At 70.7% G+C, this 13321-nt stretch carries 11 protein-coding genes; 5 read left to right on the top strand and 6 right to left on the bottom strand.

Features of this window, described 5'->3' with window-relative positions; all coding sequences use genetic code 11:
• Positions 1-13 precede the first annotated feature (13 nt).
• Entirely contained in the window at positions 14-955 is a 942-nt protein-coding gene (locus tag SPR02S_RS51655) for an RluA family pseudouridine synthase (RefSeq protein WP_078623272.1), read from the top strand.
• Between the two features lie 18 nt (positions 956-973).
• Here SPR02S_RS51655 and SPR02S_RS51650 read toward each other — a convergent pair whose 3' ends face one another.
• The 6 genes from SPR02S_RS51650 to SPR02S_RS51625 form a co-directional block, all read right to left on the bottom strand.
• A complete protein-coding gene (locus tag SPR02S_RS51650; protein ID WP_019064915.1) occupies positions 974-2464 on the bottom strand; it encodes a cytochrome P450 in 1491 nt (496 codons plus the stop codon).
• Positions 2465-2516: 52 nt separating this feature from the next.
• Positions 2517-3137 carry a GTP-binding protein gene (locus tag SPR02S_RS51645; protein ID WP_019064914.1) on the bottom strand — a complete coding sequence of 207 codons (621 nt, stop codon included), beginning with the start codon at positions 3135-3137 and terminating at the stop codon, positions 2517-2519.
• Complete coding sequence (locus SPR02S_RS51640) at positions 3118-3522, bottom strand: DUF742 domain-containing protein (protein ID WP_019064913.1); 405 nt, start codon at positions 3520-3522, stop codon at positions 3118-3120. The genes SPR02S_RS51645 and SPR02S_RS51640 overlap by 20 nt, the downstream gene beginning before the upstream one ends.
• A complete protein-coding gene (locus SPR02S_RS51635) occupies positions 3519-3926 on the bottom strand; it encodes a roadblock/LC7 domain-containing protein (protein ID WP_019064912.1) in 408 nt (135 codons plus the stop codon). Before SPR02S_RS51635 ends, SPR02S_RS51640 begins: the two co-directional genes overlap by 4 nt.
• Entirely contained in the window at positions 3923-5509 is a 1587-nt protein-coding gene (locus SPR02S_RS51630; protein WP_078623271.1) for a sensor histidine kinase, read from the bottom strand. Before SPR02S_RS51630 ends, SPR02S_RS51635 begins: the two co-directional genes overlap by 4 nt.
• Before the next feature lie 294 nt (positions 5510-5803).
• On the bottom strand, positions 5804-6439 hold the full coding sequence (locus tag SPR02S_RS51625) for a TetR/AcrR family transcriptional regulator (protein WP_019064910.1): 636 nt from the start codon (positions 6437-6439) through the stop codon (positions 5804-5806).
• A 208-nt stretch (positions 6440-6647) separates the two neighbouring features.
• Between SPR02S_RS51625 and SPR02S_RS51620 the strand changes: the two genes are divergently transcribed.
• Genes SPR02S_RS51620 through atzF form a run of 4 tightly spaced genes read left to right on the top strand, consistent with a single transcriptional unit; the run spans position 6648 to position 13301 of the window.
• Positions 6648-7472 (top strand): urea amidolyase associated protein UAAP1, encoded by an 825-nt coding sequence (locus SPR02S_RS51620; RefSeq protein ID WP_019064909.1) that lies wholly within the window; start codon positions 6648-6650, stop codon positions 7470-7472.
• Positions 7469-8101, top strand: coding sequence for an urea amidolyase associated protein UAAP2 (locus SPR02S_RS51615; protein ID WP_019064908.1), 633 nt, complete (start codon positions 7469-7471; stop codon positions 8099-8101). Before SPR02S_RS51620 ends, SPR02S_RS51615 begins: the two co-directional genes overlap by 4 nt.
• Positions 8098-11607 carry a 5-oxoprolinase/urea amidolyase family protein gene (locus SPR02S_RS51610; RefSeq protein WP_019064907.1) on the top strand — a complete coding sequence of 1170 codons (3510 nt, stop codon included), beginning with the start codon at positions 8098-8100 and terminating at the stop codon, positions 11605-11607. The genes SPR02S_RS51615 and SPR02S_RS51610 overlap by 4 nt, the downstream gene beginning before the upstream one ends.
• A gap of 2 nt (positions 11608-11609) precedes the next feature.
• Positions 11610-13301, top strand: coding sequence for an allophanate hydrolase (atzF, locus tag SPR02S_RS51605; protein WP_281169961.1), 1692 nt, complete (start codon positions 11610-11612; stop codon positions 13299-13301).
• Positions 13302-13321: the final 20 nt, after the last annotated feature.

Raw genomic sequence — 13321 nt, 5'->3', positions numbered from 1 at the left:
ACGCTTGATCGTGATGAGACGCCGTACCCCGCCCCCGCCCTCTCCCCTGCCCCAGCGCGACGGAGTGGATCCGGTGCGGGTGCGGCTGCCGGCCGGGAACGCGTGGGTGACCGTGCGGGATCATCTCGTGGCGCGGCTCGCGGCCGGGGCCGAGGTGATCGACACCATGCTCGCCGAGGAACGGATCGTGGACGTCACCGGACGCCCGGTGTCGCGGGACACGGCGTACGCGCCCGGGATGTTCGTGTGGTTCCACCGGGAACTGCCGGACGAGGAGCGCGTGCCGTTCCCGATCGACGTCGTGTACCGGGACGAGCACGTGGTGGTGGCCGACAAGCCGCACTTCCTGGCCACCACCCCGCGCGGCAGCCACGTCGCCGAGACGGCCCTGGCGCGGCTGCGGCGGCAGCTGGGAATCCCGGCCCTGGGCGCGGCCCACCGCCTCGACCGGCTGACGGCCGGGCTGGTGCTGTTCATCGTGCGACCGGAGGAGCGCGGCGCGTACCAGTCGCTGTTCCGTGACCGGCGGGTGGCGAAGGAGTACGAGGCGGTGGCCCCGTACGACCCGACGCTGACCCTGCCGCGCACCGTGCGCAGCCGGATCGTCAAGGAGCGCGGGATCCTGGCGGCTCGGGAGGTCGAGGGCGAGACCAACGCCATCAGCCGGATCGAGTTGCTGGAGCACCGACACGGGCGGGCCCGGTACCGGCTCACTCCGCGTACCGGGCAGACGCACCAACTGCGGGTGCACATGAGCGCGTTGGGCGTGCCCATCCTCGGCGATCCGCTCTATCCGGTGGTGACCGACCCCGTGCCGGCCGGTGATTTCCGGCGTCCGCTCCAACTGCTGGCGCGGGGCCTGGAGTTCACCGATCCGGTCACGGGGTGCGAGCACCGGTTCGTCAGCCCGCGGGTGTTGCGGGCCTGGTCGTCGTACGAGGAGTGGGCGGGGTGACCGCGGTGGCCGGTCGCCTCATTCGCCGTGCCACCAGCGCAGGATGCGGCGGAACAGGCCCGGTCGGTGGGCCGGTTCGGGCACCGGCGCCGCGGCGGGCGCCGCGGTGGGCTCGTCGACAGGTACGGCGGGCGCCGGAACCGTGGGCGGGGTCGGCACGAAGCTGACCTGCCAGTCGTTCGGGCGCTGCCGCAGCGACGGGTTGACGGCGGGCTGCTCGGCGACGTCCTGCTGGGCCTTCGGCGTGAACCTCACCGGCAGTTCCACCAGGTGCCGGTTCCCGATGGACGACCGCCAGCGCAGTTCGTCCTCCTCGCAGGCGAGCTGGATGTCCGGAACCCGGGTCAGCAGCGCGTCGACGCCCACGTCGGCGATGGCACGGCCGATGTCCTGGCCCGGGCACTCATGAGTGCCGCCGCCGAAGGCGAGGTGCGAGCGGTTGCCCATCATGTTGGCCTTGAGGTCGGGCCGCACCCGGGGGTCCACGTTGCCCGGCGCGGGCGCGAACAGCAGTCCGTCGCCCTTGCGGATGCGCTGGCCGCCCAGCTCCGTCTCCTGCTTGGCGAAGTAGGCGAAGACGGTGCTGAACGGCGGCTCGTCCCACAGGGACTGCTCGACCGCCTCGGGCACGGTCATCTGGCCGCCGTTCAGCTGGGCCCGGAAGCCCGGTTCGGTGAGCACCATGCGCAGCACGTTGGCGAGGAGGTTGGCCGTGGTCTCGTAGGAGGCGAGGAGCACCACGCGCAGGTGTTCCCTGACCTCGTCGTCGGTGAGCCCCGCCGGGTGGGTGACGAGGTGGCTGGTGAAGTCCTCCTGCGGCTGGGCCCGGCGCCGTACGGCGAGCCGGCTGAGGACCTCCATGAGGTAGGCGTGGCTGGCGATCGCGGTCTCAGTGCCCTTGAGGCAGTCGCGGGCGGCCTGCACCAGCCGGTCGCCGTACTCCTCGGGCATGCCGAGGATCTCGCACATGACCGCCATCGGCAGATGCTCGGCGAACTCGGCGACCAGGTCGGCGTTGCCGTCCTCACAGAACTGGTTGACGAGGTGTTGGGTCGCACGGTTGATGTGGCGGCGGATGCCCCGGTGGTCGATGGTCGACATGGCGCCGGTGACCGCGCCGCGCAGCCGCAGGTGCTCGTCGCCCTCGGCGTGCGCGCAGATGGGCTGCCAGGCGAAGTACGGCATCAGCGGGTGGTCGGGCTCGACCGTGCCGTCCCGCATGGAGGTCCACAACCGGCTGTCCTTGCAGAACTGCGAGGGGCTGCTCACCATGTGCAGGTTCTCGCCATGCCCGAGCACCACCCAGATCGGCACGTCCTGGTGCAGCAGCGCAGGGGCCACCGCACCGTGTTCGGCGCGGAGTTTCTCGTACACGGCTCCCAGGTCCTCGGCCTCGGGACCGTACAGCCGGCGCAGCCCGCCGGGGCCCGTGCCGTGTGCGGGGCAGCCGGGCGGCGGGCCGAGCCTGGTGTCGTCCGTGTCGGTCGGGGAGTGAGGTTCAGACGTCACAGTGATCGCTCCGGGAACTGAAGTGGATCCGGTGTCGGGGGAGTTGGGCGGGTCAGGTGAGTGAGCCCGTCATCGCCAGGGAGTGCAGGAAGCGCATCAGGGTCATCAGAACGTCCCGGCTGGAGGCGCGGCGGCGCGCGTCGCACTCGATGATGGGGACGTCCGGCGACAGGTCGAGCGCCGTACGCAGGTCCTCGACGGGGTAATGCGGGCCGTCCGGGAAGGAGTTGACGGCGATGACGAACGGCACCCCGCGCTCCTCCAGCCGTCCTATGACGTCGAAGCTGACTTCGAGGCGCCGCGTGTCGATCAGCACCACCGCGCCGAGGGCGCCCTCGAACAACCCGTTCCACAGGAACCAGAAGCGTTCCTGGCCGGGGGTGCCGAACAGGTAGAGCACCAGTTGGTCGGTGATGCTGATGCGGCCGAAGTCCATGGCGACGGTGGTGGCCGTCTTGGTGTCCGAGCCGTAGTTGTCGTCGACGCCGACGCCGGCCTGCGTCATGGTCTCCTCGGTGGTCAGCGGCCTGATCTCGCTGACCGAACCGACCATGGTCGTCTTGCCGACCCCGAAGCCGCCGACGATCACGATCTTCACCGCGGCCTGGGCCGTGTGCGGGAGATGGTCCTCGGTGCGAGGGCCCGTGATGGTGTCAGAGCTTTTGAAGTCCATGCATCACCGCTTCGAGGAGGGAACGGTTGGGGAGCGCCTGGCGGACGATCGGGGCGCGCGCCTGCACCAGTTCGGCCGTCAGCAGCTCGGTGAGCAAGACGGTCACCACGCTGTACGGCAGGTTGAGATAGGCCGACAGCTCGGCCACGGACAGGGGGGCGATACAGAGCCCGAGCAGGGCCGCCTGCTCGGGAGTGGCCGACTGCGGCGCGTCGGAACGCGCCACGATCAGCGTGACCAGGTCGAGTTCGGCCCGGTCACCGTCCTCGGTCGCGCCGGTGAGCACGTACAGCCGCTCCGGGATCTTCCCTTCGCCCGGTTTCTTGCCGGGTTCGGGCGGCGCTTTCTCCGCGGGTTGTCGCCGCTGGCGTTGCGGAGGAGTCATACGGTCTGCCCGTTGCGCCTCGGCGGGCTGGTGAGGTGGGCGCCGATTCTGACGACGAGGTCGCGCATGCGGTTGCTCATCATGCCGGGCTCGGCGACCACGTCGGACAGCACCGCCAGGTAGGCGTTGGCGCCCGCGGCCATCAGATAGAAGTAGCCGCCGTTGATCTCGATGATGACCATCTTCATCCGGCCGTCGCTGCCCGGGATCTCGGAGGCGACGGCACCCGCCAGGCTCTGCAGTCCGGCACAGGCCGCGGCGACGCGGTCGGCCGCGTCCGGGTCACCGCCGTAGCGGGCGATGCGCAGGCCGTCGGCGGAGAGCACCACGATCTGCTGGATGCCGGGCACGCCGTCGGCGAGATCCTTGAGCATCCAGTCGAAGTTGGCTCGCTGCTGGATCACTTGAGGTCCCCCTCGTCGTCGGCCTCGACTCGGGCCGGCTCGGTCTTCTGGATGAAAGCGGTCGGGTCCGGGTCACCCTTGAGGCCTTCCATGAACGCCTCGACCCACAGGCCCGGTTCGGGTTCGTCCTTCTTCTCCGGCTCGGGCTCGGGCGTGCCCCAGGCGGAGCGGGCCTCCCGGGCGGCGGCCTCGGCGCGCTCGGCGGCGGCCTGTTCGGCGTACCGCTGGGCGAGCGGCACCTTGACCCGGCTGCGGCGCTGCGGCAGGCCGCCCGCCGTCCACTCGGTGACCTCGGGAACCTCGTCCTCCATGCTCACCGAGGCCGGGATGCGCGGGCTCGTGGGACGGCGCCGCTTGATCGTGCGCTTGGGGCCGTCGACCGCGCCGAGTTCGGCCTTGGGCATGGCGGTGGCGCCGATGCCGTGGGCGAGTCCGGGTGCGGTGCCGGGGGTGAGCATCTCGCTGGGCACGATCAGGACGGCGCGGACGCCGCCGTAGGCCGAGGCGCGCAGCGAGATCTGCATGTTGTACGTCGCGCAGAGCCGGCCGACGACCTGGAGGCCCAGGCGCGGGCTCTCGCCGAGGTCCTGGAGGTCGGTGCCGGCCTTGGCGCGCTCCAGCATGCCCTCGGCCCGGGCCCGCGACTCCTCGCTGAGGCTGACGCCGCCGTCCTCGATCTCGATGGCGACACCGGTCTGCACCTCTACGGCGGTGACGTGCACCTTGGTCTGCGGGGGCGAGTAGCGGGTGGCGTTGTCGAGGAGTTCGGCCGCCGCGTGGATGACCGGCTCGACGGAGATGCCGCGGATGTTGACCTTGGCGATGGAGTGCAGCTCGATGCGCCGGTACTCCAGGATGCGGGACATGGCGCCGCGCAACACGCTGTACAGCGGCACCGGTTCGGGCCACTGGCGACCGGGCCGGCCACCGCCGAGCACCGAGATGGAGTCGGCGAGCCGACCGATCAGCGCGGTGCCGTGGTCGATGCGCAGGAGGTCGTCGAAGACCTCCGGGTTACGGCCGTGGTCCTCCTCCATCTCCCGGAGTTCCTTGGCCTGTTGGTGGACGATGGCCTGCACACGGCGGGCGATGCTGACGAAGGAACGCTGCGCGGAGTCACGCATGTTCTCCTCGCGCTCCACGATCCTGAGCACGGTCCTCAGCAAGTCGCGCTGCGGATCGGGAAGTTGCCGCCACTCCGGATCGGCGTCGACGACTTGGCGAATCACCTCTCCGGGGGATTCTCCACTGCTGAGCCGGTGCAGCGTGGCGGGCAGGATCTCCTGACCGAGGCGGACCATCTCCTGGTTCTGGTCGGCGAGCCGCCGTTCCAGATACGCGGTGTGACGGTCGTGCTCGGCGCGGGCGTCCCGCAGGTTGCGTCCGCGACGTACCGCTTCGGCCGCCGTCATGATCACCAGCAGGGTGGCGACGGCTCCGCACCAGCCGACGGCGATCCGGGCAGGCCCCGCCACCAGGGCGACGGCGGCCCCGGTCGCCGCGGCCATCACTATGGCAGGCGGCAACAGCACGCGCGCGTAGGGAAGTTCACGGCCGGCGGGAGGCGATTGAACACTCACCATGTATGCCCTCTAAGACAGGTCGGCTGGGGGGATCGGGGGAATCTGGGGGGAGCTTCTGCATCTTTTGCATGTTTGGGAACAAGCGCACGAATACAGCCCAACTCGGTGCGCTGCGGGCGAGCTTAGTCCGACCGGATCACCGCTGTGTCATATTCAGCAAGCCCCTGAAAAGGGACATGGAAGAGGAGTACCCTCAGCCCATTTACACGCTGTGGCTTCAATCGCACACAACGAGTTACGGCGCACGGATATGCGAATATCACTCACCGTAATGAGTGAAGCATCCGTTCCGGATCAGATTCCGGCGATGCGCAACGCGGCGTCGGCCGTCGCCTCCGCGAAGGCGGACACCGGCCGCTCGGGGTCGGAGCGGTGCACGAGGATGACGCCCTCGATGAGCCCGAACACCAGATCCGTCCGCAGTTCCAACTCACTCTTCGCGAGCGCCCCACCCGCGGCCGTGGCGGCGAGCAACTGCCGGTAGGCGTCCTTGAGTTCGGCGCGTACGGCATGGAAGCCGGCGAACCGCTCGGCGCGCACTTCGGGCAGCAGATACAGCCCGCCGAGGTTGTGCGAACCGCCGCACAGCAGCTCGACGTCGGTTCGGCACAGCTCCCACAACCGGCCCTCGGCCGGGGTCGCGTCGTCCGCGAGGAGTTCCCGGGCGTACGCCAGCGAGGGCGTGACCGTGGACTCCAGAAGGTCCGCGAGCAGCTCTTCCTTGCCGGAGACGTAGTGGTACATCGACGCCTGCCGCATGCCCGCGCGCTCGGCGACGGCCCGGGTGGTGGTGGCCGCGTAGCCGCGGGTGGTGAACAACTCGGCGGCGGCGGAGAGCAGTTCGGCGCGCGGGGACAGTCCGCTGTCCGGCCGCTGATCGGCCCGCGGCCTGCCGACCCGACGGCCCCCCTGTGCACCTGGTGTCCCCATGCGTTCGATCCTCGCACACGGCCCCGGGCGGCGAACGCCCACCGAATGCGCGCCGAGCGACCGCCGGGCGCCCGGCGATCTCCGTGAGGGCTCGGTAACCGAGCGGCAACACCCGGGCAACCCCGATGACCCGCCCGCCTCCTAATTTCTGTCAAGCGACAGAAATGCCGTACGACCAAGACGTCCCCGCAGCCGGAGGTCCCCCGCGATGGCGACAGCGACCACTTACGGAGCCCGCGACCACGCCCGCGCCCAGGAGGGCAAGCGGGCCGAGGCGATGCCCGTCGTCCCGGCCGGCGACTGGCCGGCGCCCCCCTGCGAGGCGGGCCACCTGGTGTGGGCCGAGACCGTCGCGGGCGGCAACTACACCCACCGCGTCCTGGCCCGCGGCACCGAGCTCCGCCTGACCGACCTGCGCGGCGACGCCTGCGCCCACCTGCTCCTGTACGCGGCCGACCGCCCCTGGGAACGCCTGAACGTCGCCGACACGGTCAAGGTCCAGTGGAACGCCTACCTCGGCGAGGGCCAGCTCCTCCTCTCCGACCAGGGCCGCGTCCTCGCCTCCCTCGTCGCCGACACCTCCGGCCGGCACGACGCGCTGTGCGGCACCTCCACCCTGGTCCGCAACACCGAGCGCTACGGCGACGGCACCCCGCAGTCCGACTCCCCTGCCGGACGCGAGCTGTTCAAGCTCGCCGCCGCCAAGAACGGCCTGGAACCACGGGACTTGCCGCCCTCGCTCTCCTTCTTCCAGGGCATCGAGGTCCGCGACGACGGCTCCCTCGACTTCACCGGCTCGACCGGCCCCGGCGGCAGCGTGACCCTGCGCGCCGAGCAGGACGTGACCGTACTGATCGCGAACGTGCCGCATCCGGCCGACCCGCGCGACGACTACGTCAACTCCCCGCTGGAGGTGCTCGCTTGGCGCGCCGAGGCGACCAAGCCGGGCGACCCGCGGTGGGAGGCCACGCCCGAAGGCCGCCGCGCGTTCCTCAACACCACGGAATTCCTTGCCGCAAGGGGGCTCGCATGAGCACGACCGTCGTTCCCGCCCGCGCCGCGTGGTCCGCCGTCATCCGCACGGGCGACACCCTCACCATCACCGACCTGCACGGCAACCAGGCCGTCGACTTCCTCGTCTACGACGCCCACGACACGTCGGTCCGCTACAGCGCCCCCGACACCATCCAGGCCCAGGGCAACCTCTTCCTGACCACCGGCAGCGTGCTGATGTCCAACGAGCACACCCCGCTGATGACCGTCACGGACGACGAGGTCGGCCGGCACGACACGGTCGGCGGCGCCTGCTCCAAGGAGTCCAACACCCTGCGCTACGGCCACCACACCTGGTCGCAGCACGCCTGCGTGGACAACTTCCTTGCGGAGGGCGCCCGTTACGGCCTCGGCAAGCGCGACCTGGTCTCCAACATCAACTGGTACATGAACGTGCCGGTCGAGAAGGACGGCACCCTCGGCATCGTCGACGGCCTCTCCGCGCCGGGCCTGAAACTGACCCTGCGCGCCGAACGCGACGTCCTGGTCCTGGTCTCCAACTGCCCCCAGATCAACAACCCTTGCAACGGCTTCGAGCCGACGGCGGTGGAGATGACGATCACCGAGGCGGCCGTCGAAGAGGACGCCGCTCAGAGGGATGCCGCATGACCTTCGACACGCTGCTGATCGCCAACCGGGGCGAGATCGCCGTCCGCATCATCCGCACGGCCCGCGAACTCGGCCTGCGCACGGTCGCCGTGTACTCCGACGCCGACCGCTCGGCACCCCACGTCCGGCTCGCCGACGAGGCGGTACGACTCGGCCCGGCACCCGCCAAAGAGTCGTACCTGGACGCCGACTTGGTCCTCAAGGCGGCCAAGGACACGGGCGCGGGCGCGATCCACCCCGGCTACGGCTTCCTCTCCGAGGACGCGGCCTTCGCACGCCGCTGCGAGGACGCCGGAATCGTGTTCGTGGGACCGACTCCCGCACAGCTGGAGCTGTTCGGCGCCAAACACACGGCACGGGCGGCAGCCGAAGCAGCGGGTGTCCAACTGGCGCCGGGCACCGGTCTGTTGGCGAACCTGGACGAAGCTCTCACCCAAGCAGCCCTGATCGACTACCCCGTCATGCTCAAGGCGACCGGCGGAGGCGGCGGCATCGGCATGTCGGCCTGCCACTCCCCCGCCGAACTGGCCGAGTCCTGGGAGCGGGTGCAGCGCGTGGCCGCCGCCTCATTCTCCTCCGCCGGAGTCTTCCTGGAACGCCTCGTCGAGCACGCCCGCCATGTCGAGGTACAGGTCTTCGGCGACGGCGACGGCAAGGTCGTCACCTTCGGCGACCGCGACTGCTCCCTCCAGCGCCGCAACCAGAAGGTGGTGGAGGAAGCCCCCGCACCGGGCCTCCCCGACCACATCCGCACCCAACTGGCCACCTCCGCCCACGACTTGTGCGCCTCGGTCGGCTACCGCTCCGCCGGCACCGTCGAGTTCGTCTACGACGCGACCCGCGAGGAGGCCTACTTCCTGGAGGTCAACACCCGCCTCCAGGTGGAACATCCGGTCACCGAGGAGGTCTACGGCGTCGACCTGGTCGCCTGGATGCTGCGGCTGGCCCAGGGCGAGCCCGACGTCGTCCGCGAACCCGGCGCCCCGCGCGGCCACGCCGTCGAGGCCCGCGTCTACGCCGAGGACCCGTCCCGCGAACACCGGCCCAGCGCGGGCCTATTGACCCGGGTCGAGTTCCCGCACGGGGTGCGCGTCGACGGCTGGGTGGAGACCGGCACCGAGGTGACCACGTCCTACGACCCGATGCTCGCGAAGGTCATCGCGTACGGCTCCGACCGCGCCCACGCACTCCAACGGCTCGACGAGGCACTGGCCCGCACCCGCGTGGACGGCATCGAGACGAACCTGGGCCTGGTCCAAGCGGCGCTGGCCGAACCGGACTTCAGGGCAGCCACCCACTCCACGGCGACCCTCGCCACCGTCACCGACCCCACCCCCCGCATCGAGATCGTCGCCGGCGGCACGCTCACCACGGTCCAGGACTGGCCCGGCCGCACCGGCTACTGGCAGGTCGGCGTCCCCCCGTGCGGCCCGATGGACGACCTCTCCTTCCGCCTCGGCAACCGCGCGCTCGGCAACGACGAGGGCACCCCCGGCCTCGAATGCACCCTCCAGGGACCGACGTTGAGGTTCACCCACGCCACCACGGTGTGCGTGACGGGCGCCCCGGCACCGGTGACGGTCGACGGCGCGCCGGTCCCGCAGTGGGAGCCGGTGACGGTACCCGCGGGCGCGGCCCTGGAGATCGGCACCCCGGCCGAACACGGCCTGCGGACCTACGTGTTGTTCGCGGGCGGCCTGGACGTGCCGGCCTTCCTCGGCAGCGCGAGCACCTTCACCCTGGGCCGCTTCGGCGGACACGGCGGCCGGGCCCTGCGCACCGGCGACGTCCTGCACGGCGGCACGATCACCGAGGGCACACCCGTACCCCCGGCCGACCGCCCAACCTTCGCCGCCATCTGGGACGTAGCAGCGGTCGAAGGCCCGCACGCGGCACCGGAGTTCTTCACCGAGGACGACATCCGCGACTTCTACGCCGCCGACTGGAAGGTCCACTTCAACTCGGCGCGCACGGGCGTCCGCCTGGTCGGCCCGAAACCCCGCTGGGCCCGCACCGACGGCGGCGAGGCGGGCCTGCACCCGTCCAACATCCACGACACCCCGTACTCGGTCGGCGCCGTCGACTACACGGGCGACATGCCGGTCCTGCTCGGCCCCGACGGCCCGTCCCTCGGCGGCTTCGTCTGCCCCGCGACGGTCATCAGCCAAGAGCGCTGGAAACTGGGCCAGTTCAGGCCCGGCGACACGGTCCGCTTCTGCCCGGTGAACGTCGACGGCTCACCCCGCCCCGACATAGTGGACGGCGGAATCCTGGCGAGGGACGGTGACGTCACCTTCCGCCGCAGCGGCGACGACAACCTCCTCGTCGAATTCGGCCCCATGCAACTGGACTTGGCGCAACGCATGCGGGTCCACGCCTTGATGGAGGCGGTGGCGGAGGCGGACTTCGAGGGCGTCAAGGACCTCACCCCGGGCATCCGCTCCCTCCAGATCCAGACGGACCCGACCCGCCTCCCCCAGTCCCAACTCCTCACCGCCGTAAGGGAGATAGCGGCAGCACTCCCACCCACGGACCAACTGATCGTCCCCTCCCGCACGGTCCACCTCCCCCTCTCCTGGGACGACCCGGCAACGCGCGAGGCCATCGCCCGCTACATGGCGGGCGTCCGCGACGACGCCCCTTGGTGCCCGTGGAACATCGAGTTCATCCGCCGTGTCAACGGCCTGGACTCGGTCGAGGACGTCTACGCCACGGTCTTCGACGCGGAATACCTCGTACTCGGCCTGGGAGACGTCTACTTGGGCGCACCCGTCGCCACCCCCCTGGACCCCCGCCACCGCCTGGTGACGACGAAGTACAACCCGGCCCGCACCTGGACCGCCGAGAACTCGGTCGGCATCGGCGGGGCGTATCTCTGCATCTACGGCATGGAGGGCCCCGGCGGCTACCAGTTCGTGGGCCGTACGACCCAGGTGTGGTCGGGCTGGCAGCAGCGCGGCGCGTTCGAGCAGGGCTCCCCGTGGCTGCTCCGCTTCTTCGACCGCATCAAGTGGTACCCGGTGGAAGCGGACGAACTCCTCGATCTCCGGGCCGACATCATCTCCGGCCGCTTCGTCCCGCGCATCGAGGAGGGCACGTTCTCGCTCGCCGAGTACGAGGCGTTCCTCACCGAGAACGCCGAGTCCATCGCGGAGTTCAGGTCCCGCCAGCAGACCGCGTTCGGCGCGGAACGCGATGCCTGGGAGGCGGCGGGCGAGTTCACCCGGGCGGAGGCGGCAGCCGCCCCGGCGCCACCGCAGGCCGAGGTGACGGTGCCGGCCGGGGGACGCCTGGTGGAGGCCGAATTCGCCGCGTCCGTCTGGCAGTTGAACGTGGAGCAGGGCGACGAGGTGACCCTCGGCCAACCCCTCCTGGCCCTGGAGGCGATGAAGATGGAGTCCAGGGTGCACGCGCCCATGGCCGGCATAGTCACGGAAATCCTGGCCAGGCCCGGCGACCAGGTGGAAGCGGGCACGGCGCTGCTGGTCCTCGCCCCCGGAACCTGAACCTGAAGCCCACGAGCCGAACCGCAAGGAGCACAAGAGAGATGTCGACCACCGTGTCCCGAGTCCGCGCCGCCTACGCCCGCATAGAGGCGGTGAACCGCCCCGAGATCTGGATCGACCTGCGCCCGCAGCCGGAGGTCGAGTCCGAGGCAAGGGCGATCGACGAGCGCGTATCGGCAGGCGATCAACTCCCCCTCGCGGGCCGCCTGTTCGCGGCCAAGGGCAACATAGACGTCCACGGCCTGCCGACAACGGCGGGCTGCCCCGCCTACGCCTACGAGCCGTCGGCCGACGCCCCGGTGGTGGCCCGCCTCCGCGCGGCAGGCGCGATCGTGCTCGGCACCACGAACCTCGACCAGTTCGCCACGGGCCTGGTCGGCACCCGCTCCCCGTACGGCGCGGTCCGCAACGCCCACGACCCGGAACGGATCAGCGGCGGCTCCAGCGCCGGTTCGGCCGTCGCCGTGGCCCTGGGCATCGTCGACTTCGCCCTCGGCACCGACACGGCGGGCTCGGGCCGGGTCCCGGCGGCGTTCAACGGCATCGTCGGCCTGAAGCCCACCCGGGGCCTGGTCCCGACGACGGGCGTGGTCCCGGCCTGCGCGTCGATCGACTGCGTGACGGTCTTCGCCCGCACCCTCCCCGAGGCCGAACAGGCCCTGTCCTTCATGACCTCACCACCGACCCGCACCCTCCCGCCCCTCCCCCAACGCACCCCGGGCCCCTGGCGCATAGCGGTCCCCGCACGAGACCAACTGGGCGAACTGGACGAGGGCTGGGCGGAGGCCTACGAGGAGGCGGTCACCCGCCTCCGCTCAGCGGGCTGCGAGATCCGCACCCTGGACCTCACCCCGTTCACGGAAGCGGCGGCGATGCTCTACCAGGGGGCGTTCGTGGCCGAGCGCTACACAGCGGTAGGGGCATTTGTCGACAAGGCGATCGCCTCCGGCACCGAGGGCCTGGACCCCACGGTCACCGGCATCATCACCCGAGCCCGAGACATCCCGGCCCACCAGCTGTACGCGGACGAGGAACGCCTGGCCGCCCTCCGCACCCGGGCCCTCTCCGAACTGGCCGACGCGGACGCCCTGTTGCTCCCGACGACTCCGGGCCACCCGACCCTGTCCGAGGTAGCCGAAGACCCCCTGGGCGCAAACGCCCGCCTGGGCCGCTTCACCAACTCCACCAACCTCTTCGACCTGGCGGCGGTAGCAGTCCCGTCCGGCGAGGTGAACGGCCTCCCCTTCGGCGTAATGCTGATCGGCCCGACGTTCACGGACGACCGCCTTGGGCGGATAGCGCGCGAGCTGGAGCCGGGGACCCACATCGCCGTAGTCGGCGCCCACCTGACGGGCCAGCCCTTGAACCCCCAACTCCTGTCCCTGGGCGCCTGCTTGGACCGCACAACGACAACGGCCCCGGTCTACCGCTTGCACGCCCTGACAACGACTCCGCCGAAGCCGGGCTTGGTCCACGTCGGCGATGGAGGGGCGTCAATCGAGACAGAGGTATGGCGCCTACCGGCGGAAGGCTTGGGCCGCCTGCTCACTGCCCTTCCCCGCCCCATGACACTGGGCAGTGTCCAACTGGCGGACGGCACAAGCGTCCCAGGCTTCCTCTGCGAACCGGCAGCCCTGGAAGACGCAGAGGACATAACAACCTACGGCGGCTGGCGAAACTACGTGAACTCTTGAGGCACTTAGGGCTCACCCCC

The organism is Streptomyces prunicolor NBRC 13075 (assembly GCF_000367365.1).
In the GTDB taxonomy this organism is placed as follows: Bacteria; Actinomycetota; Actinomycetes; order Streptomycetales; family Streptomycetaceae; genus Streptomyces; species Streptomyces prunicolor.
This window is presented reverse-complemented; position numbering and strand designations above follow the sequence as displayed.